This is a genomic window from Desulfonauticus sp., from assembly GCF_055126295.1.
Genome location: NZ_JBSRHE010000019.1, coordinates 12,311 through 32,634, shown reverse-complemented (window position 1 = coordinate 32,634; position 20,324 = coordinate 12,311). Strand labels below are relative to the sequence as shown.

At 39.8% G+C, this 20,324-nt stretch carries 19 protein-coding genes; 5 read left to right on the top strand and 14 right to left on the bottom strand.

What is annotated here, in order from left to right:
* Both ACTCIM_RS10215 and ACTCIM_RS10210 read right to left on the bottom strand, forming a co-directional pair.
* On the bottom strand, positions 1 to 96 hold a 96-nt coding region (locus tag ACTCIM_RS10215), incomplete at its 3' end, for an AAA family ATPase (protein WP_472315449.1).
* Between the two features lie 50 nt (positions 97 to 146).
* Positions 147 to 374 carry a ComEA family DNA-binding protein gene (locus ACTCIM_RS10210; RefSeq protein WP_472315445.1) on the bottom strand — a complete coding sequence of 76 codons (228 nt, stop codon included), beginning with the start codon at positions 372 to 374 and terminating at the stop codon, positions 147 to 149.
* Between the two features lie 390 nt (positions 375 to 764).
* Between ACTCIM_RS10210 and ACTCIM_RS10205 the strand changes: the two genes are divergently transcribed.
* From ACTCIM_RS10205 to ACTCIM_RS10195, 3 genes are all read left to right on the top strand, one after another.
* On the top strand, positions 765 to 1,025 hold the full coding sequence (locus tag ACTCIM_RS10205) for a type II toxin-antitoxin system Phd/YefM family antitoxin (RefSeq protein ID WP_029968824.1): 261 nt from the start codon (positions 765 to 767) through the stop codon (positions 1,023 to 1,025).
* A complete protein-coding gene (locus tag ACTCIM_RS10200) occupies positions 1,022 to 1,459 on the top strand; it encodes a PIN domain-containing protein (RefSeq protein WP_472315443.1) in 438 nt (145 codons plus the stop codon). The genes ACTCIM_RS10205 and ACTCIM_RS10200 overlap by 4 nt, the downstream gene beginning before the upstream one ends.
* Positions 1,460 to 1,712: 253 nt before the next feature.
* A complete protein-coding gene (locus ACTCIM_RS10195) occupies positions 1,713 to 2,138 on the top strand; it encodes a cereblon family protein (RefSeq protein ID WP_464279116.1) in 426 nt (141 codons plus the stop codon).
* A gap of 9 nt (positions 2,139 to 2,147) precedes the next feature.
* Here ACTCIM_RS10195 and ACTCIM_RS10190 read toward each other — a convergent pair whose 3' ends face one another.
* The 11 genes from ACTCIM_RS10190 to hysB all read right to left on the bottom strand — a co-directional run bounded on the left by ACTCIM_RS10190 (position 2,148) and on the right by hysB (position 14,754).
* The gene (locus tag ACTCIM_RS10190) at positions 2,148 to 3,479 is read right to left on the bottom strand and encodes a TRAP transporter large permease subunit (protein ID WP_029968818.1); all 1,332 of its coding nucleotides are present in this window, start codon (positions 3,477 to 3,479) and stop codon (positions 2,148 to 2,150) included.
* A complete protein-coding gene (locus ACTCIM_RS10185) occupies positions 3,473 to 3,958 on the bottom strand; it encodes a TRAP transporter small permease subunit (RefSeq protein ID WP_464279115.1) in 486 nt (161 codons plus the stop codon). The genes ACTCIM_RS10190 and ACTCIM_RS10185 overlap by 7 nt, the downstream gene beginning before the upstream one ends.
* 35 nt (positions 3,959 to 3,993) lie before the next feature.
* Complete coding sequence (locus ACTCIM_RS10180) at positions 3,994 to 4,971, bottom strand: TRAP transporter substrate-binding protein (RefSeq protein WP_472315441.1); 978 nt, start codon at positions 4,969 to 4,971, stop codon at positions 3,994 to 3,996.
* A 21-nt stretch (positions 4,972 to 4,992) separates the two neighbouring features.
* Positions 4,993 to 6,561: a hydantoinase B/oxoprolinase family protein gene (locus tag ACTCIM_RS10175; protein ID WP_472315439.1), complete on the bottom strand. Its 1,569-nt coding sequence runs from the start codon at positions 6,559 to 6,561 to the stop codon at positions 4,993 to 4,995.
* A gap of 8 nt (positions 6,562 to 6,569) precedes the next feature.
* Positions 6,570 to 8,540, bottom strand: a complete 1,971-nt coding sequence (locus tag ACTCIM_RS10170) for a hydantoinase/oxoprolinase family protein (protein ID WP_464279114.1) — start codon at positions 8,538 to 8,540, stop codon at positions 6,570 to 6,572.
* A gap of 10 nt (positions 8,541 to 8,550) precedes the next feature.
* The gene (locus ACTCIM_RS10165) at positions 8,551 to 9,441 is read right to left on the bottom strand and encodes a GntR family transcriptional regulator (protein ID WP_029968800.1); all 891 of its coding nucleotides are present in this window, start codon (positions 9,439 to 9,441) and stop codon (positions 8,551 to 8,553) included.
* A gap of 354 nt (positions 9,442 to 9,795) precedes the next feature.
* Positions 9,796 to 11,166, bottom strand: coding sequence for a PFL family protein (locus tag ACTCIM_RS10160; protein WP_464279113.1), 1,371 nt, complete (start codon positions 11,164 to 11,166; stop codon positions 9,796 to 9,798).
* A 10-nt stretch (positions 11,167 to 11,176) separates the two neighbouring features.
* The gene (locus tag ACTCIM_RS10155) at positions 11,177 to 11,725 is read right to left on the bottom strand and encodes a glycine cleavage system transcriptional repressor (protein WP_029968796.1); all 549 of its coding nucleotides are present in this window, start codon (positions 11,723 to 11,725) and stop codon (positions 11,177 to 11,179) included.
* Between the two features lie 15 nt (positions 11,726 to 11,740).
* A complete protein-coding gene (gene hysD / locus ACTCIM_RS10150; RefSeq protein WP_464279112.1) occupies positions 11,741 to 12,211 on the bottom strand; it encodes a NiFeSe hydrogenase maturation protease in 471 nt (156 codons plus the stop codon).
* 90 nt (positions 12,212 to 12,301) lie between these two features.
* Positions 12,302 to 13,780, bottom strand: a complete 1,479-nt coding sequence (gene hysA, locus ACTCIM_RS10145; RefSeq protein WP_472315447.1) for a NiFeSe hydrogenase large subunit HysA — start codon at positions 13,778 to 13,780, stop codon at positions 12,302 to 12,304.
* 56 nt (positions 13,781 to 13,836) lie between these two features.
* Positions 13,837 to 14,754 carry a NiFeSe hydrogenase small subunit gene (hysB, locus tag ACTCIM_RS10140; RefSeq protein ID WP_472315437.1) on the bottom strand — a complete coding sequence of 306 codons (918 nt, stop codon included), beginning with the start codon at positions 14,752 to 14,754 and terminating at the stop codon, positions 13,837 to 13,839.
* 226 nt (positions 14,755 to 14,980) lie between these two features.
* Here hysB and ACTCIM_RS10135 point away from each other — a divergent pair, with 226 nt between their 5' ends.
* A complete protein-coding gene (locus ACTCIM_RS10135; RefSeq protein WP_472315435.1) occupies positions 14,981 to 16,273 on the top strand; it encodes a M23 family metallopeptidase in 1,293 nt (430 codons plus the stop codon).
* Between the two features lie 49 nt (positions 16,274 to 16,322).
* Here ACTCIM_RS10135 and ACTCIM_RS10130 read toward each other — a convergent pair whose 3' ends face one another.
* On the bottom strand, positions 16,323 to 19,202 hold the full coding sequence (locus tag ACTCIM_RS10130) for an insulinase family protein (RefSeq protein WP_472315433.1): 2,880 nt from the start codon (positions 19,200 to 19,202) through the stop codon (positions 16,323 to 16,325).
* A 114-nt stretch (positions 19,203 to 19,316) separates the two neighbouring features.
* Between ACTCIM_RS10130 and galE the strand changes: the two genes are divergently transcribed.
* A complete protein-coding gene (galE, locus tag ACTCIM_RS10125) occupies positions 19,317 to 20,306 on the top strand; it encodes a UDP-glucose 4-epimerase GalE (protein ID WP_472315431.1) in 990 nt (329 codons plus the stop codon).
* Positions 20,307 to 20,324: the final 18 nt, after the last annotated feature.

The following is a 20,324-nucleotide window of genomic DNA, read 5'->3' as shown; positions in this document are numbered from 1 at the left end:
AACTAACTCATAAGCCTCTTTTGTTTTATCCACATAAACATAATCTTCTTCCCGAATTTTTCTAAAGGTTTGTATTCCTATGGGTAGTTTTTTCATGTTAATCCTCTACATTTATTTTTATTTCTCAGGCAGGAGGGAAATAGCTTCTATTTACAATCCTTACCCACACAAATATCTGCCCTAATCTTTTCCAAAATCTTAGGTCCTATCCCCTTTACCTTTAATAAGTCTTCTACTGAGCTAAATTTACCCTGACTTTCCCTATAACTGACAATATTTTTTGCCTTAACTGTTCCTATATGTGGTAAAGATGCTAACTCTTCTTCCCTAGCTGTATTTATATTTACCTTAGCCAAAACCAAAGAAGTAAACATGAAGAAAAATATTACTATACCTAAATAATATCCTCTTCATAATTTGATCCCCTTTAACCCATCCCTCCTGCCTGAGAAAATTAGGCAAAAAATAGAAAATTTTAATCTCTTTGACAAGTTTTTAAAAAAATGGCTTAAATCTAAATTTTACCCATTTTAACTCATTATTAATAAATTACATAGTCCATCAGTATCCGCTTATCACCTTTTCTATCTCATAAAAAACAGAAAGTCTTAATAAAATTCTTCACCTGGTCCCTATTCCTTCTATTCAGGTTGACTCCATAACGATAGATAAACTTTGAAGCTAGCCTGAATAAAAACAAATCTAATTGACTTTTTTTTTATTCGCCTTACAATCTAGACAGACTAGATGAAAAGGGGGTTTTTATGGGTAATCAAACTTGGCAACTACAAGAAGCAAAAAATAAGTTTAGCCAACTAGTAGAAAAAGCAAGAAAATTTGGTCCTCAAGTCGTTACTAAACATGGAAAAGAGGCTGTTGTTATTTTGTCCTTTGAAGATTACAAAAAAATGGTTCACCCTGAGAATAATTTAATTGATTTTTTACAAAATTCACCTTTGTCTAAAGCTAAAATAGATTTTTCCTCTTTACGTCAAAAAGATAAACCACGAGATATAACCCTATGAAATATCTTATTGATACTTGTGTACTTGGAGAGGTTATCAAGCCTAAACCAAATGTTAAGGTTTTAAACTGGTTAAAAAAGCAAAAAGAAAGTCAACTTTACATTAGTGTTCTTACTTTAGGAGAAATAGCTAAAGGAATTGAAAAGTTAAAAAATGAAAAAAGAAAAAAGGAATTGCATCTCTGGTTAGTAGACGATCTTAGAGAACGCTTTAATGGTAGAATTTTACCCATAAATGAACAGGTTGCTATGGCCTGGGGGCAAATTCAGGGCAGGGCTGAACTTCGGGGCAAATCAATGCCAGCGATTGATGAGCTTATTGCAGCTACAGCACTGGTTTTTAATATGGTTGTAGTTACACGAAACATCTCTGATATGGAAGAAAGTGGTGTGGTTTTACTAAACCCATGGGACATTAAAACAAAGAAAGGTTAACAAACAGGGCAACTACCCCCTATCCCGCTTCACTCCCTAGAACAGGTCCTGGGTCTTTAGGCAACAATCAGTAAATAGCCAAAAAATAAATAAATTTACTTCGCCTTACTCCTCTATCCTTTCTAAAAATGGACACATAAGATAATATATCTTTACCCTTTGTCCTTATAGAATCCAGTCAAGCATATAAAAACCACCCAAACTTATAAAAAACCTATTGACCCCAATTATTTGTCCCAACTAAAAAAGGCTTATGTTAAAAAGCTCAAAAAACTGGTTCAAACCTTTTCCTCCTAAATGGTGGTGTAAGACTCAAAGAGAAACCAAGTGGCTGGTTGAGCAAGAAGAGAGTTTAGAAGAAAAGCCCCAACCTCAAAAGGGAATCTTTTGTGCCAGGTGCCTGGCTTATATTTGCTCTGCTCAGGATAAAATAGAAGTACAGGGCAAGCACTTGCACCACTTTTTCAATCCCCAGGGCCTGGTCTTTGAAATCGGTTGCTTTGCCAAGGCCCCTGGTTGCCAGGGAGTTGGGCCTTTTACCCAGGAGTTTTCCTGGTTTTACCCCTATTTCTGGCAAGTTTGCCTATGCAAACACTGCACCTCTCACCTGGGCTGGATTTATTCCTATCAGGAAGACATCTTTTACGGCCTTATTCTCGGTAGACTCCTGGAAAAATAGTTTTATACTCTACATCTTTGAGGGCAAATAAAAAACAATCTCTGGAAACAAGACCAAAACTACTACCATTAAAAGCATAATACAAAAGAAAGGAAAAGTAGCTCGCAAAATTCTGCTTATGTCTTCTTTGGCTATTCCCTGAATCACAAAAAGGCTAAAGCCAACTGGAGGAGTAATTTGAGACAACTCCACCATAATCACCAAAAAGATACCAAACCACAGGGGTTTAAAACCAGCAGCTACAATAATGGGCAAAACAATGGGCAAGGTCATCACCACAATGGATATACCATCCAAAAGCATCCCCAAAAACAGATACATAAGCCCCACAACCAGAATCAAAACATAAGGCGAAAGCTTAAGTCCCACAATATACTCACTAAGGGCCCTGGCTATGCCCGTAAAACCCACTACCTGGGATAAAAAGGCAGCCCCACAAATAATAAAAGCAATCATGCAGGTAGTCATTACTGAATTGGTCAGGGTTTCCCAGAAAATTTTTAAACTCATATTTTTAAAGGCAAAGGCCAGGACATAAGCACCCACCACGCCAATGGCAGCAGCCTCTGTTGGGGTAGTAAAGCCTAGATAAATCCCCCCAAGCACGACCAAAATTAAAGCCAGCACAGGAAACAATTCCTTGATACTCTTTATCTTTTGAGCCCAGGAATAACTTTCACTATCCTGAGCAGGCACAATGTCTGGATTTAATAAGGCCCTAAAAATAATATAAAAGGAGTAAAGACCAGCCAGAATAAGCCCAGGAATTACTCCAGCCATAAAAAGTTTGCCAATGGAAGTATCAGAAAGCACTCCATAAATAATCATAATCAAACTGGGAGGAATTAAAAAGCCCAGAGTCCCAGCTCCAGCCAGAGACCCTAAGGCCAGGTCCCGGTCATACCCTCTTTTAGAAAGCTCATCCAAGGTAATCTGTCCCACAGTGGCTGTAGTTGCTGCGCTAGAGCCTGAAACTGCTGCAAACAAAGAACAGGCCACCACATTTATATGTAATAATTTACCTGGAATTTTAGAAAACCAGGGTAAAAGCCCGTTTAACAACTTGGTAGAAATGGCCGTCCGATACAAAATCTCTCCCATAAGGATAAAAAGGGGCAAAGCTGTAAGTGACCAGGAATTCATGCTATTCCATACGGAGTTGGCTAAAAGATTTCCTATTTTACTCCAGATAGAAATAGTGGGAGGAAGATTTAATTTATAAAGCAAAAGGCCACAAATACCTGTGGTAAGTAAGGAAAAACCTATCCACAACCCGGATAAAAGGAATAAAAACATTATTCCAAACATTACCAGGGAAAGAATTAAGGGATCGCTTATAATTTTCTAATCCTCCTTATTATCAAGGTTAACATCTGAAGACTTAACAATAAAAATCCTATAGGCACACTAAGCTCTGGAATCCAGAGACTGGTTTCAGCAATAGAATCAGCTCGCATATCTAAAAGATAGGTTTCTTTAACCATAAGATAAGAATAATAAAGAGAAAAAACACTGACTAAAAAAGCAATAAGTAAGGAAAACAAATCCAGGCACAATTTATAAAATTTATTTTTTATTCTAGAAGTGATAAGAGTAATTTTTATGTGTTTTTCCTGTCCCAACGTATAGGCAAGACCTAAAAATACACAGGCCACCATAAAGTAAGCACTATATTCATCAGCTATTAGGGTGGATTTTTTAAAAAAGGTTCTAAGAAAAATTTCTAAAGAAATTAAACCTACAATCAAAAGCATAAACAAACAAGCCAAATAACTACCTGCTTTACTTATCTTTTCTATAATATTTAAAATTTTCTTCATAATTTAAAAAAGAGGGGGAAATCCTCCCCCTGGTTTTATTTAGCGTATTTTGTTATAATTTCTTTTACCTTACCTGGCATTTCCTTTAGAAAATCTTCTACAATCTTGCTGGCAGCCTTTTGCATGGCTGCTTCCACTTCTGGACTGGCAGTATATACTTGCATTCCTTTAGCTTGAATTATTTTTAAAGCTTCTTCTGTTCTTTGTTGAGAATTTTGCCATTGCTTTTCTTCCATTTCTTTAGCTGCCTTTAAAATAGCCTCCTGTTGTTTAGGGGTTAAGGCCTTCCAGTAGTCCAGGTTCATGGTCAGCATATTTAAAGGAAAGGCATAGTTAATATCCATAAAGTAATTTAACACTTCCCAGAAACTACCATTTTTGCTGGACTCAGCACTGGTAAGCACAGAATCAATTACCCCGGTCCTGAGAGAAGAATAGACCTCTCCCCAGGGCATGGACACAGGGCTAGCTCCCAATTCTCTTAAAAATTGAGCACCATTTTTATCATAGGTCCTGGTTTTAAGGCCTTTAAAGTCTTCCACTGAATTAATCCTGTTTTTGGTTACCAATCCACTGGGTGGCCAGGGGGCTGCATATAAAAACTTTTGATTCCACTTTAAAGCTGCCTTTTCATAATAGGGTTTCAGTTCTTCATAGAGACTTCTAGCTTCCACATAATTTTTTACCAGACGAGGCAAAGAGCTAACTCCAAAAACACTCTCACTGCCTGCAACCACTCCCATTAAAATATCACTTAAAGGCACCTGACCGTCTTTTACTGCCTTAAGTAATTCTGGCCCCTTAAAGCCCAGGCTGCCCCCTGGATGTACCGTGATAAGCACGCTGCCTTCAGAATACTTTTCTACTAACCTGGCAAATTCCATAGCCCCTTGAGTGTGAAAACTGGTTGGCCCATAAATGGCATTACAATCCAGCTTCATCACTTCAGCCCAGGCACTCAAACTAAAGGCCATAACCAAAGCCAAAATACCCACAATTCTGTGCATCTTCATCCTCTCCTCCTCTTTTTTTAATTATAATTTTCCATATCCTCCACCACCCGGAGTCTCAATGCGAAGGATACAGCCTTTTTCTAAAATACAATTAAACTTAGCTGGCATTTTTTCTGCTTTTCCCTCTCTTATAACCATGTTCTGGCCAGGTTTACCTGGCTCTCCACCGGCAAGTCCATAAGGACCTCTTTTCCTCCTTTCAGAAAGCACACTCACTTCTGCCCTAGAAAGCAACTTGATTTCCCGCACAATTCCATCTCCGCCCTTAAACTTACCCTCTCCCCCAGAATTTTTACGAATAGAATACTCTGTCACCAAAAAGGGATAGCTAAATTCCAGGGCTTCTATGGGCGTATTTAAGGTATTGGTCATGTGGGAATGAACTGCACTTTCTCCATATTGTCTGCTGCAAGCTCCCATACCACCACCTATGGTTTCATAATAGGCAAAGGGCAGGCCTGTACGCTCATCTATGCCTCCAATGGACACATTGTTCATGGTGCCCTGGCTGGCTGCAGGAATCTTTTCAGGCAAGACCTTAGCTAAGGCGCCCAGAAGCACATCTACTATCCTCTGGGAGGTTTCCACATTTCCTCCTGCCACTGCAGATGGAAAAATGGCATCTACCACACTTCCCTTTTGCGTAAGGACCTTTAAAGGCCTAAGCAATCCAGCATTGGTAGGGATGTCATCTTCAATAAGAGACCTAAAAACATATAAAACCGCAGACAAGGTTATGGAATAAACAGCATTTACACTTCCCTTTACCTGTTTATCACTTTCACTAAAATCAACTATGGCTTCATCACCCTTTATTTTTAATTTTACCTTTATTTTTATATCTTCTCTATCTATACCATCATCATCCAGATAATCTTCAAAAACATATTCACCATCATCAATGTTTTTAATTATATCGCGTAAAATCTTCTCTGAATAATCTAAAAGCCCATTACAATATTTTTTAACCACTTCTATTCCATATTTAGCTACAACTTCTTTGATTCTCTTCACTCCAATCAAATTGGCCATAATTTGAGCTGAAAAATCTCCTTCCCTCTCTATAGGAGTCCTGACATTATTTAAAATAAACTTAAGCAGTTTTTGATCTACCTTTCCTCCTTCCACAATCTTTAGAGGTGGAATAATAACTCCTTCCTGATAAATAGAGGTGGAAAGGGGCATGGAGCCAGAGGACATCCCCCCCACATCAGCATGGTGAGCCCTGTTGGCCACATAAAAGTCAGGAACTTTGCTTTCTGGGGTTAAAAAAACAGGAGCCAGAATGGTAATATCAGGTAAGTGCGTACCACCCTTAAAGGGATCATTTAAAATAACCATGTCTCCTTCAGCAAATTGCTCACTCTCCATAGCACTTTTTACACTAAGAGGCATGGAGCCCAAATGCACCGGAATATGAGCAGCTTGGGCTATCATTTCGCCCTGGGCATTGAAGATAGCACAGGAAAAGTCTCTACGCTCCTTTATATTGGGGCTAAAGGCGGTTCTATTTAAAGTAACCCCCATTTCTTCTGCAATAGAAACAAATCTATTTTTAAAAACCTCTAACAATATGGGATTTAGCTGCATCTTACACCTCATTTAACCAAAATTAGCAAATTTTCATATTCATCCACTTCTACTTCACAATCTGGAGGGACGACAATAGTAGAAGAGTATTCTACAATAATTGCTGGTCCCAACAACTTATTGCCAGGTAACAATTTATCTCGCTCATAGACATAAGTAGATACAGGCAGGCCGTTAAAAATTACTTCCTGTTTAGCATAAATGGCCCTGGCATCCACAGAGGTTCCTACCTTTTCCTTTTGCTTAAACTCTGGTTTGGGCAACTTTCCCCTGCCCCTTAACCTTACATTCACCACTTCTATAAGTTTATCTGGACTGGCATAACCATAGTTTTTTTCATGTAATCTATGAAATTCCTCTACAAATCCTTCTTTAAAAGGTACCATTATTTCATAGGATTGTCCCTTATAGCGCATGTCCACATAACGCTCCAAAAAGATGTCTTCTCTAGCTATTCCCTCTTCTAAAAGATCAATAACAGCCCTTTCTTCCAGTTCCTGAAAATAGGGTTCAAAATCCTTTAAGGCAAAACTTTCCTGGCAAAACATAATGGTTTGAGAATAGTCCTTAAGCACATCAGCTAACAGCATGCCTACAGCAGATAAAATGCCTGGATGCTTGGGAACCAGCACCCTGGGAATATTCAAGAGTTTAGCCAGAAAAACTGCGTGCATTCCTCCGCCACCACCAAAGGAAAAGAGAGTAAACTCTGAAGGATTGTAACCCCTTTCCACAGAAATAACCCGAATAGCTCTTTCCATATTGGCATTGGCCACGCTTAAAATACCTTCTGCCAGTTCTACAGGAGTTAAGCCACACTCTTTGGCCATAGCTTCAAAAAAAGGTGTCAGGCGCTTCCTGGCCAGAGTCATATTGCCGCCTAAAAACTTCTCTGGAATGAGCCTGCCCAAAAACAAATTGGCATCTGTCACGGTAATCCTTTCTCCCTTGCCATAACAAATGGGGCCAGGGTCTGCTCCAGCACTCTCTGGTCCAACGCGCAAAGAACCACCCACATCTAAGTGGGCAATAGAGCCACCACCTGCTCCTACCGTATGAATATCAATCATGGGTGTCTTTAAAGGAAGGCCTGTTATTTCAGCTTCCATGGTCAAGGGCAATTTACCATCAATCAAACAGACATCAGTGGAAGTCCCTCCCATGTCAAAGGTAATCAACCTCTCAAAACCAGCCAGCCTTCCCAGTTCATAGGCCCCTACAGCCCCACCTGCAGGTCCAGACAATATGGTACGCACTGATTCTCTTCGCGCAGTTCCAGCAGAGATACTTCCGCCATTGGATTGCATAATCCTGAGCTTGGACTCGCCCAGATTTTCTTCAATAAAACTAAGATACCTGGACATCTTGGGAGACACATAGGCATTGATTACAGTGGTAGATAAGCGCTCGTATTCTCTAAATTCAGACAATACCTCTGAAGAAAGGGAGTAAAAAAAGCCTGATTTTTCTAATTTCTCGCCTAAAATCCTTTCATGCAAATTATTTTTAAAAGAAAATAAAAGACAAACTGCCACAGACTCCACATCTGTTTGCTGTAAAGTCTCAATTACTTCCTCCACTTCTGCTTCATCCAGTTCTTCCAAAATACTTCCAGTAAAATCAATCCTGCCTTTTATACCCAGTCTATTGTCTCTTACTACCAAAGGAGGTTCTTTTTTATATTGCAAGTTATATAAGGACTTTCTATTTTGCCTGCCAATTTCAATAATATCTTCAAATCCACGATTGGTAATAAGAGCAGTGGTAGCTCCCTTTCTTTCTAAAAGGGCATTGGTAGCCACTGTAGAGCCATGGGTAATATTTACCCTCTTTTTACCGGCAATAACTTCAATTCCATCTAAAACAGCTTGAGCAGGGTTAGCAGGAGTAGAAAGGGTTTTATACACTTTCCATTCCTTTCCCTCTCTATAAATAAAATCAGTAAAGGTACCACCTGTATCCACACCAATAATAATCATCTATCCTCCTCTAAACCATCTTTTTCAAAAGGCTTAACCCTTCTTGATCATAAAACCTGGAATAAAGATATAGGTTTTGCATATGAATAAAAACATGCTTAAACTTATTAAAAATCACTTTAGGGCAACAAATTAAGTCTGCCTTTAAACAATTTTTACTTTCTAAAATTTCTTCTAGGGAAATAAAGGTTAAATTCTTATAACTTTGTGCCAATTCTTTATATCTGGATTTAAGCCTTAATTTTCTTTGCTCAGAAAAACAAATAATAACTATCCTTGCATCTCTGGAAAACAAACTAAAATCCAGTATTTCTTCTATTCTGGGAGTAACTTTTAAGGGAAAAGAGTCAATATTTTGCTTTTGCAATTGAGGAAGGCAATAATAAGTGGTAATTATTAAGCTCTTATCTTTATCCTGGTGCTTCAAAAAATTTAAAGCGTCTTTTAATAAAAGGGCCTTTACCTTTTTACCCAGATGTTCCTCTAATTCCATCTTGCCCAACCAGAGTTCATCACTATTTCTATCCACAAACAAAATAGCCTTTTCCTGCGCACTCCTCTTGTCTCTAAGCAAACTCACAACAGAGGCTAAAATTTCTTCATCTAAAAACCCTTGCAAATTGTATTTATTCCACAAAGCTTCCACTTCTTCTTTTAACTGCTGAAACCCGGCAAACTTCCTTTCATAAATCTCTGGCAAAACCTTACTGCCCACTCTTTTCTTGGTTTTAATATAACCCTCTTCTTTTAGCTCCTGTAAGACCTTTTTGGCCGTGTTTAAATTTACCTGAAAATTGGCAGCCACTTCCTCTGCCAGCAGCAAATACTCTTCCCCACTTAAAATGCGGTCCAGGAGTAAAAATTTGAGCAAATAGGTTTTATAAAAAACTTTTTCCAACATTTTAATTAGACTAAACCAAATTTTGCTAAAAAGTCAATCAAATATTCTTTTTTACAAAAATGCTAACAAAATTATTTAAAAAATACATTTTTTATTTAAAAAGAATAATCCAATATTCTTTTAACACAAAAAAACACACAATATAGTTCTAACCAGTTGAAATAATATATTATTTAGATAGAGAAAAATAGAGGATTATGGTAGCAGATAAAAACTTAAAAAGGTTTTCAACTTACAGGAAGTTTCCAAGTTTATTAAACCAGGTTCTAAAAAAAATTACTCCCAGCTCAAGTAAAGATTTCAGCCTCTATTTTAGGATAGTTCTCAAAAATAGCTTAAAAGCAGTCAGGTTAACTAGTTGGTCAAGCTCTGAATAGGAGCAGGGATTAAACCGCCTTTTAGGATAAAGTCCTTACTGCCCTGATCCAGCACTTCAATAATAGTGGCTTCCCCTAGCAAACCTCCAAAATAGGCCTTTTCTCCAGCCTTTTTACCTGGCACAGGGATTATTCTGGTGGCAGTGGTTTTACGATTGATAACCCCAATGGCAAGTTCGTCAGCTATGATGGCGGCCAGGGTTTCCACTGAGGTATCTCCAGGAATGGCCACCATATCCAGCCCCACAGAGCATACTGCAGTCATGGCCTCCAGCTTGGCTAAAGAAAGATAACCTCTGGTTACTGCCTGATTGATGTTTAAGTCTTCACTCACAGGAATAAAGGCCCCACTTAATCCCCCAACATAAGAGCTGGCAAAGGAACCGCCTTTTTTTACTGCGTCATTTAACATGGCCAGAAGGGCTGTACTTCCGGGCATGCCTATGGATTTTAAACCCAGGGATTGAAAAATTTCCCCTACACTATCTCCCACATTGGGAGTGGGAGCCAAAGACAAATCCAAGATACCAAACTTTACGCCCAACTCTTTGGCCACTTCCCTGCCTATAAGTTCACCCACCCGGGTAACCTTAAAGGCAGTCTTTTTAATAACCTCAGCTAAAAAGCCCAAGTCAGCTTGGGGATTGGCTTCTAAAGCCCTGTCTATGGCCTTTTTCACCACTCCAGGACCGCTTACGCCTACATTGATTACTGCTTCAGGCTCTCCTATTCCCAGGTAAGCTCCAGCCATAAAAGGAACATCCTGGGGAATATTGGCAAAAACACACATCTTGGCACAGGCAAGCCCATCTTTATCTTTACTTTTCTCAGCAGCTTCTTTGATAATCCGGGCCAAAAGATATACCCCGTCCATGTTAATGCCAGCCTTAGAAGAAGCAGCATTCACTGAAGCACACACTCTTTCTGTACTGCTCAAGGCCTCAGGAATAGCCTCAATTAAGGCCTTGTCTCCTTGAGTCATACCCTTTTCAATTAAGGCCGAAAATCCACCAATAAAATCTATATCCACTTCCCTGGCAATTTTATCCAGGGTCTTGGCAATCTTTACCATCTCTTGGGTCTTAAAACCTGCTCCAGCTACAGCCACAGGACTTATGGCTATACGCTTATTCACCACTGGTACTCCATATTTATCTCCAATTTTATCACATACCTGTACCAGTCTGGCAGCATAACCCACAATTTTTCTGGTTAGTTTCTCCTGAAAAGAAAGCAAGCTATCGCTGCTGCAATCAAAAATGGATATACCCAAAGTAATGGTACGCACATCTAAGTGTTCATTTTTGACCATTTCAAAGGTGGAAAGGACTTCTTTTTCAGAAAACATAAAAACCCCTTTATATCCTGTGGATATTTTCAAAAATATTTTTATGTTGCATGGTGATTTCTAAATTTAACTCTTCGCCAATAATCTGCAAAGATTTCTTTAAAACAGATAAATCCACATTCTCAGGCACCTCTACTTCATAAAACATTACTATTTTATCTGGATAAAGAGGACTTTTATAACTGGCTTTTATATTAAAAATGTTGCAATTATAATCGGCTATAATTTTGCTAATGGCTGCAATTTGTCCTACCTTATCTTCTCCAATAGCAGTAATTACAAAAGGCTCTGTTTTTTCTTCAGTCCAGGAAAAATCAGAAGCTAAAATTTTTAATTTTACGGTTAAATCCTTAGCCTCTAGTTCCTTTTTTATTGTTTCACACAACTCTTCCCACTTATCTGTAAAAGAAAAAATAAAAATAGCTGCAAATTCACTTTGCAGTATGGTTTGAGTTAGTTCTTCGATATTACAATTTAATTTAGCTAAAAGGCCACTTACTGTAGCCACAATACCTGGCTTGTCCTGGCCCAATACAGATAGTACTGCCTTTTGTTTCACCTAAGCTCTCCTTCTTTATCCCTTTAACGCACTTAAAATCTTCTCTATTTCCTTTCGCACCACTTCTAAAAACTTGGGGAAAACAGCTTGTATTTCTTCACTTAACCCCAGGTGCCATTCCAGCTTATAGGGCTCCACGCCCAAGATGGTCAACTCTGGATTTTTACCCAGCATTTCCACCATTTTTAAGGAATCCAAAAGGTCGATATCGTGTAAAGATATGGCCTGGTCTTTATTTTCAAGCAAATCTTCCTTGCACAGGCGATAAATGGTGCCTGGTTCTTGTCCACCTTTGACACAATCCAGAACCAGGATATGGGCATAGTTTTCAAAAAGATAGAATAAATCCTGGGTAAAGGTGCCTCCATCTAAAAAGTCCACCTCTGAAGGCCACTTTTCCTTTTGCAACTCCTGCACAGCAAAAACGCCAATTCCCTCATCTTTAAGTAAAATATTGCCAATTCCCAAAACCAAAAGTTTTTTCATTGTAACACCTATCTTCTCAGGCTTAAAAATAAAGAAGGGCCGAGTATATCGGCCCTTCTGCTAATGGTCAAATTAAAAGACACCAACTGGCTAGTCTACTTTTACCACATGCTTTTCGCCAGTCTCTGCGTGCACAACGTGCACGGCGCAACCCAGTCACGGGTCAAAGGCGCGAATCAAGCGCCCAACATTTACTGGATTTTTGGGATCAGGCACAGGTACGCCAATTAAAGCCTGCTCAATGGGGCCTCTTTGTCCCATGTCATCACGAGGAGAAGCATTCCAGATGGTCGCAGCCACTACTTGATAATTGTCAATAACAGAATCTTTAATCTTGATGTAGTGGAGCAAGCTACCACGAGGAGCTTCGGTAAGGCCCATGCCTTCGCCTTCTTCTGGTACATCTACCTTTACATAGGTTTCAGCCCCAGGCTTTACTTCCATCAGCCACTTTTCCACAGCCATAGCCACTCGATAAGCCTCTTCAGCCCTGGCAATGTGGCGGCCTAAAATGGAGAAGGCCTTATCGCCCAGGTCTCTCATTCTCTTAAAGCCAGCCTTTTGAGCTACTGGGCTAAGTTCTGGGTTGGTAATCCACATTCTGGCCAGAGGACCAGCTTCATGGGGCTTATCATTATAGCGAGGAGCTTTAACAAAGGAATAAGCACCTTCTTTGCCAGGTTTGGGATTGGTTCTACCCTCACTTGGATGCAAGCCAGTATCAGCATCATGGAACCAGGAATAGCGAACATATTCTTTAATCTTTGCAGGATCTAAAGGATAGTCCTTACCATCAGTAAAGACGCCTGGCTTGAGCAAGAATTCAGTTTCTTCGTCGTTTAAGGGGAATACACCATAGGAAATACAGTTCTTCCAGCCAGAGCCAGTTTCCAAAAGATCTGGATATACACTACCAAGGGCATAAACCAAAGGTAGATATTCATTTTCAATAAATTCTTTAACCTTCTTAAATCTCCACAAAAAGCCCACAATCTTATCAGCTGTGGGTATTTCTGTAGTACCACCTACTACCAATCCCTGTACATGAGGCATTTTACCGCCAAACAGGGCTACCATCTCGTGGCAGATTCTTCTAATTTCCAAAGCCTTCAAGTACTGGTCAACGCCCACAGCATTGGTCTTGGCATCTACCCTGATATCAGGGTTTTGATAGCGAGGGATAAAGGGAGCTACATCTGGGCCCTTTACATAATCCAAAGCAGCTAAGTGATAAAAGTGTAAAATATGAGATTGAAGATAGTTAGCTCCAAAAATTAAGTTTCTAACAATACGTCCATTGGTAGTCAGTTTTACATTAAAAGCATCATCTAAAGCTCTAACAGAGGCAGTAGCATGGGCAGTAGGACACACACCACAAATTCTCTGTACTAATTGAGAAGCATCTCTAGGATCTCTGCCCTTTAAAATATTTTCAAAACCACGAAACATGCCGCCAGAACAATGGGCATCTACTACCTTTCCGTCCTTAACCTCTACCTCTACCTTTAAGTGCCCTTCAATCCTGGTTACAGGATCGACAGCTACTTTTATCTTTTTCCCAGGGGCCATAGCTGCTGCTGGCCCTTGTTTTGGTTTACATCCTGCCATAATTTACCTCCCTGTCCTTACATGGCTTCATAAAATGGAGACATATCATCTGGAAAACCAGGTTCTACACAGCCAATACATACTGCATTTTCTACACACCAATTAACGCCATTATTCCATTTCCTCTTCCAACAATCAGCATTAGCTACAGGCCCTTTACAACCAAGCTCATAGCGACAGCCTTCTTTTTTAGTAAATACAGGAGACATAGTACCACTTTCATAGTAGCCACGATAAGGACAATTTTCATGAATATTAAGGCCATAAAAGAGTTTGGGACGACCATTGTCGTCTAACTCTGGAACTCCATAAAGAAGCACATGCGCAATTGTACCTACCATCCAATCTGGATGAGGAGGACAACCAGGCACATTGACCACAGGAGTGGCAATGCCTTCTTCCTCAAAAATAGCCTTTACCGAGCTGGCCTCAGTAAGGTTGCCTTCTGCACCAGGAATACCTGCATTATAGCAAGCACAGGCTCCCAGGGCCACAGTTGCTGCAGCTTTTTTACCCAACTGGGTAACAAGCTCTAGCATGGTCAATTCCTTGCCTTCCATCTCACCCACAATACAGTACATGCCATTGGCAGCCTTGGGGATAGCACCTTCTACAGCCAGGAAAAATTTACCCTTGTACTGCTCAGCAATCTCAAACATGTGCTCCAAAGCAAGCTCGCCCTCAGAAGCCATGACTGTTGGATGATATTCCAGGCTGATAATCTTTAACAACACTTCCTTGATACTGGGATGAACAGTGTTGAGCAAAGAAACAGAACATCCTGTACAACCCTGACCCTGGATCCAAATTACTGGAGTATTTTTAGCTGCCCCTTCCATGGCCTTTAACAGACCAGGATGAAACAACTGAGAAATTCCAAGGCCAGCCATTGTACCAGCACAGAGCTTGACAAAATCACGTCTTTTTAAACTCATACCCTCCTCCTCTGGTTTTTGGCTGACAACTACCCAACCATTTAAAATTTACATTATTTTCTTTTACTTTAATCAAAAATTTGAATAAGTAGCAACAAAAATTTTTTAGACGAATAAAACTATTTTAATCGTTTTACTTTTTATTACTTTTAAGAAAAAAGATGTTCACCTTAAAGGTTGTCAAAAAATTATCTCTTGCTTACTATTTTAAAAAAAAGGAGTTCCTATGAAAAAATTTAAAAAACCTCTACTTATTCTAATTACTATTCTGTCCCTGGGAGTGATAGGATTTTGCTACCTTACTTTTTTTGAAGGCGAAGTACCCCAGATAACCCTTTCTCCCAAGACCACTCTGGTGAAAGCTGGGGAAGGGTTTAAGGTAGAAGTAAAAGACCAAAAACAGGGTTTAAAAGAAGTGGAAATTTTTCTTTTCCAGCAAAACAACAAGCTGCCCTTACTAAAAAAGCAATTAAACCGGGAAAAAGAATTTTCCTGGCACTTTAATCTACCTCCCAAGTTAAAGGCAGGAGAGTTTACCTTGCACATTCTGGTTAGAGACTATTCCCTGCGCAACCTGGGTAAAGGCAATCTGGCTTCCTTTAAACAAACTTTCACCTATGACCCCAATCCACCGCTTATCTCTTTACTTTCCAGGACTCACTATCTCAATCAAGGGGGAAGTGGATTAATTGTCTTTAAACTAAATGAACCCGTACAAAAAACAGGGGTTCAAATAGGAAACTACTTTTTCCCTGCCTATCAATTTAAAGATAACTATTATTGCCTTTTTGCCTGGCCCTATGACCTAAATACAGACACAGTTCCCGAGCTAATTGCCCAGGACCTTGCCGGTAATATAGCCCAAACAGGCTTTTACTACCATGTAAATGCCAGGAGATTTCCTAAAGATAAAATAAACTTGCCTCTATCTTTTTTAAAAAGAAAAATGCCCTATTTTCAAAAATACTTTCCTCAAGAAACCGACCCCTTACAACTTTTTCTTAAGGTCAACCAAAGCTTACGCCAAGAAAACAGAGTAGAACTAAGAAAAATTGGACAACAGACTTTAACTACTCCAATGCTTGAGGGTTCTTTTCTCCGTCTTCCCAATGCAGCCAGAAGGGCCTCTTTTGCGGAAGAAAGGACCTACTATTTTGAAGGAAAACAAGTAGATAAACAGACCCATCTGGGTTTAGACCTGGCTTCTATTGCCAGGGCCAAGGTACCAGCTGCCAATAAGGGAGTGGTAGTTTTTGCCCAGGAACTGGGTATTTACGGCCAGGTGGTGATTTTGGACCATGGACTGGGCCTACAAACTCTCTATGCCCACTTAAGTGAAATCAAGGTCAAGCCAGGAGAAAAGGTGCAAAAAGGTCAAATAATAGGACGTACTGGCGATACAGGACTAGCTGGCGGAGATCACCTGCACTTTGCAGTACTTATCTCTGGAGTGCCTGTAAATCCTGTGGAGTGGTTTGATGCCAACTGGTTAAAAAACAACATCTATGACCGGCTTTAAGCCTAACAGCCCTCCTGAGAAAGGATAAACTCCAGGAGGGCTATTTTTTTTACAACAACTGGCTTAAATCCTGTATAAGAGCCTGCTCTTTAAGTGCCTTTAGACTTTCTTCCTTACCCAATCCCACTACTTCTTTTTGTTTTATATTTTTTAATTGCCGGGCCCACTTCTGAAGAGTTTCAAGGTTGGTTGCTAATACTTCTTTTTTTAGAAGTTGCCTTTTTTCTTCATTTAGTCCTTTCAAGTTATACAACATGGATTCAAAACCCTTGGCATCAGGAAGTTTGTGTTTCTCCAGCTCTCCAATGGCAGCCACGACCAGCTTTTCCAGCTCTTCTGCAGGCAAAAGAAACTGCTTGTCCTGTAAAAGGCTTTCATAAACTTGCAGGGTCCTTAGGTCGTTGGGATCCCTATAGGACACGAAATAAAGGGTTCCGGAAAACACATCTGCCAGGGCAAAGGCTCCATAAGCTCCACCTTCCACTCTAATCTTGTTCCAGAGGTAATTGGCTCGCAAAAACTTGCTAAAAACCAGAAAATCCCCGCCCAGGTAGTCCTCTTCCAGTTTTACGCCCAAACCCAAATAATTTACCTCTGCCGGGACTATAAAGCCTTCGCTTCTGGTTTCTCCCAAAAGCTCTTTAAAATCTCCTCTACCTTTCCCTTCTAAAACTGGAAAAGAAGAGACAAAGTCTTCCACCCTGGAAACTAGGTTTTCCCTATTTCTGGGTAAAGTAATATTTACGACCAATCTAGAGCCAGTTAGGATTTTTTTAGCTAACGACTCATATCTCGCCAATAAGGCGTCTTTATTCTTTTTCAACTGTCCAGTAATATCTTTTAAAGCTTTAAAGTACTCTATCCCTTCCAGCAAATCTTCTAATTTTCCTTTTAAAGAAAACTTACTTTTAAGCCTTTTTAAGACAAATAAATGGCCAGCAGGAATAATCCTTCTTTCCAAAGAAGATTTTTCTTCCAGTAAAATTTCCTCCAGTCTTTTCGGGCTCACAAAATTAAACTGGGTAAAAATCTCTTCTAGCAAATCAAGTAAGTGCTCCAGTTTAGAAGTAAGGACCTTGGAACGGAAAAATAAATAAGCCAGTGGATTTTTAGTGGACAATTCTTCTTCCACCACAATCTCAGGGTGAATTCCTCCTGTATGCGTGTAAAGTTCATTATTTAAGTCCACATAATCCCTTTTCCTGGTACCCATTTCCAGCAAGAGGCGACCCAAAGTAGGAACAAGTAAGAGCTCTTCTTGACTGAGCCCCTGCAGGTTAAACCCCAGATCTAGATAGACAATCTCCTCTCTACCCAAGGGGTGGACAAAAAAGGGAATACCCTGCCTATCTCTTCTCTTTACCTCTATGGATTCGATTTCCTCGGATAAGTCCTCTTTTTTTAACCTGGGAATTTTAGCCAAATCTTCCGGGCTGTCTGCCCGCTGCTGAAAAGCTAAAAGTTCCTGAGTAGTTTTAACTATTTCCGTTAACTTATCCTTAGAAAAACTTTCCTTTAATTGCCTTAGGTTAGCCCTGGTTTCCTGTTCCTTTTGCTCTAGTAAACCCTTTTGAGGCTTTAAAACCACTTTGGTGCGATGTTCATTTTGTAAGAAGTATCTGGCAATTAAACTTTCCCAAAAATTGCCCTCCAATTTCTTCCTCAAGCTAGAAAACACTGGGTCCAGATCCAGTATTTTCTCAAAATCCTCACTGTAAAGCCAGATGCTTAAAGTCCTCAACATCAAGGAAAGCCCCTGGGGATAGCTTCCTGTGTTGTTTTCCCTTAAACTAAATTCTACACTATTAAAGGCAGCTTCCTTAAGTTTTTTATCAATACCTGTAGCCAGCTCTTCTAGGGTACTGGAGATAATTGCTTCTGCTTTGGAAATGTCTTGCAGTTTGATCCCCTTTAAGCCCAGGGAAAAATACATTTGCCTGAGCTCTGTTTCCAGACCTATACCAGCCAGTCCCTCTCCCAAACCGGATTCAATAAGTTTTTTACGAAGGGGAGAACTGGGAAGGCCAATTAGCATCTCTTCCAGGATTCTAAAGGCCAGATTGGTTTCCACATCTTTGGTTTCTGCAAGCAACCAGTTTAAAGTAAAAGAACCCTTTTCTTCCTCAGAGCTAACTCCATAGGGCACAACTATTTCTTGCAACATTTTTTTAGGTTTTTGTCCGGGAACAGAAGCCAGGACCTGTTGCCAGGAAAATTGCTCCAGGTAGTTTTCCAGAAGCCTGAGCCTTTCTGCTTCCGGGTCATCACCATAAAAATAAATCCAGGCATTGGAAGGATGATAGTATTGTTTATGAAAGGCCAGGAAATCCTCATAGGTGAGCTTTACAATTTCCTCTGGCTTTCCCCCTGCATCAAAACAATAAGGGGTATCAGGAAATAAACTTTGCTGGGAATATTCAGCTAAAAGATTGTCAGGTGAGGAATAAGCTCCTTTCATTTCATTATAAACCACCCCTTTAATTTTTAACTCCTCTTCTAAAGAGCTTAATTCATAATGCCAGCCCTCTTGAGCAAAGGTAAAAGGGTGTAACAAGGGGAAAAATACTGCATCCAGGTAAACATCTACCAGGTTGTAAAAGTCCCTTAAATTGGTACTGGCCACAGGATAACAGGTTTTATCTGGATAGGTCATGGCATTCAAAAAGGTCTGCAAAGAGCTTTTAAGTAGCTCCACAAAAGGCTCTTTTACTGGATACTTTTTAGAACCACAAAGCACAGAATGTTCTAAAATATGGGGAAGTCCTGTATTATTATTAGGAGGGGTTTTAAAACTAATCCCAAAGACTTTATTGGGATCATCAATTTGAATAGATAAAACCCTGGCCTTGGTCTTTTGGTGTAAAAAGTAGTTAATTTTACAATCTTTTTCTTTTAACTCAAAACTCTTTATTAAAGTAAATTTATCCATTTGCTCTCCTCTTCTTTCTTTTTATTTAAACCAGGCAATTAACTACTCAAGAAAATTTGGACTTTCAAATATTTTTCCCTTATAAAAAATCAACTTAAAGCTCTGGGAGTAAAGATGAAAGGAAAAATCCTGGTCACAGGAGGAGCTGGTTATATTGGCTCCCATACTGTACTCACTCTTTTGGAATCAGGCTATGAAGTGGTGGTATACGACAATCTTTCCACTGGCAAGAAAGAGGCAGTCCTGCCACCAGCCAAACTGGTAGTGGGAGACTTAGAGGACCAACTAAAACTGGAAGCCCTTTTTAAAAAAGAAAAATTTACAGGCATTATTCACTTTGCAGCCAGCATTGTGGTGCCTGAATCTGTAGAAAACCCTTTAAAATACTATTTGAACAACACCGTAAACACCACCAGGCTCATCCACACAGCCTTAAAATTTGAAGTAAGCAACTTTATCTTTTCATCCACTGCTGCAGTATACGGCTTACCTGAGCAAATACCTGTACCAGAAACAACTCCTGTAAATCCCATCAATCCCTATGGTCGCAGCAAGGTCATGAGTGAGTGGGTAATTGAAGACACGGCCTTTGCCCATAAGCAGTTTAAATACATTATCCTGCGCTACTTTAATGTTGCTGGAGCAGACCCTCAGGGTAGACTGGGGCAATGTACACCCAGGGCCACTCACTTAATCAAAGTGGCCTGTCAAACTGCCCTGGGCCTAAGAGATAAACTGGAAATTTACGGTACAGACTATCCCACGCCTGATGGCACTGGAGTTAGGGATTATATCCATGTAATGGACCTGGCCAAAGTACATGTCCTGGCCTTAGAACACCTGCAAACCACCAGGCAAGCTGGCATTTATAATTGTGGCTATGGTCATGGCTATAGCGTAAGGGAAATAGTAGATACGGTAAAAAAAGTAAGCGGTAAAAATTTTAAAGTAGTAGAAAGTGCCAGAAGGCCAGGAGACCCTGCCATCTTAGTAGCTGACCCCACTAAAATCAAAACCAACATGCACTGGCAACCTGAGTGGGATGATATTGAAGAGATAGTTAGAACTGCCTATCTCTGGGAGAAAAAATTAAACAATCTTTAAATTGAGACTTGACTAGGA

Coding starts and splice junctions, on each gene's coding strand:
- ACTCIM_RS10210 (WP_472315445.1), bottom strand. CDS start 374: ATGTTTACTTCTTTGGTTTTGGCTAAGGTAAATATAAATACAGCTAGG.
- ACTCIM_RS10205 (WP_029968824.1), top strand. CDS start 765: ATGGGTAATCAAACTTGGCAACTACAAGAAGCAAAAAATAAGTTTAGC.
- ACTCIM_RS10200 (WP_472315443.1), top strand. CDS start 1,022: ATGAAATATCTTATTGATACTTGTGTACTTGGAGAGGTTATCAAGCCT.
- ACTCIM_RS10195 (WP_464279116.1), top strand. CDS start 1,713: ATGTTAAAAAGCTCAAAAAACTGGTTCAAACCTTTTCCTCCTAAATGG.
- ACTCIM_RS10185 (WP_464279115.1), bottom strand. CDS start 3,958: ATGAAGAAAATTTTAAATATTATAGAAAAGATAAGTAAAGCAGGTAGT.
- ACTCIM_RS10180 (WP_472315441.1), bottom strand. CDS start 4,971: ATGAAGATGCACAGAATTGTGGGTATTTTGGCTTTGGTTATGGCCTTT.
- ACTCIM_RS10175 (WP_472315439.1), bottom strand. CDS start 6,561: ATGCAGCTAAATCCCATATTGTTAGAGGTTTTTAAAAATAGATTTGTT.
- ACTCIM_RS10170 (WP_464279114.1), bottom strand. CDS start 8,540: ATGATTATTATTGGTGTGGATACAGGTGGTACCTTTACTGATTTTATT.
- ACTCIM_RS10165 (WP_029968800.1), bottom strand. CDS start 9,441: ATGTTGGAAAAAGTTTTTTATAAAACCTATTTGCTCAAATTTTTACTC.
- ACTCIM_RS10160 (WP_464279113.1), bottom strand. CDS start 11,166: ATGTTTTCTGAAAAAGAAGTCCTTTCCACCTTTGAAATGGTCAAAAAT.
- hysD (WP_464279112.1), bottom strand. CDS start 12,211: ATGAAAAAACTTTTGGTTTTGGGAATTGGCAATATTTTACTTAAAGAT.
- hysB (WP_472315437.1), bottom strand. CDS start 14,754: ATGAGTTTAAAAAGACGTGATTTTGTCAAGCTCTGTGCTGGTACAATG.
- ACTCIM_RS10135 (WP_472315435.1), top strand. CDS start 14,981: ATGAAAAAATTTAAAAAACCTCTACTTATTCTAATTACTATTCTGTCC.
- ACTCIM_RS10130 (WP_472315433.1), bottom strand. CDS start 19,202: ATGGATAAATTTACTTTAATAAAGAGTTTTGAGTTAAAAGAAAAAGAT.
- galE (WP_472315431.1), top strand. CDS start 19,317: ATGAAAGGAAAAATCCTGGTCACAGGAGGAGCTGGTTATATTGGCTCC.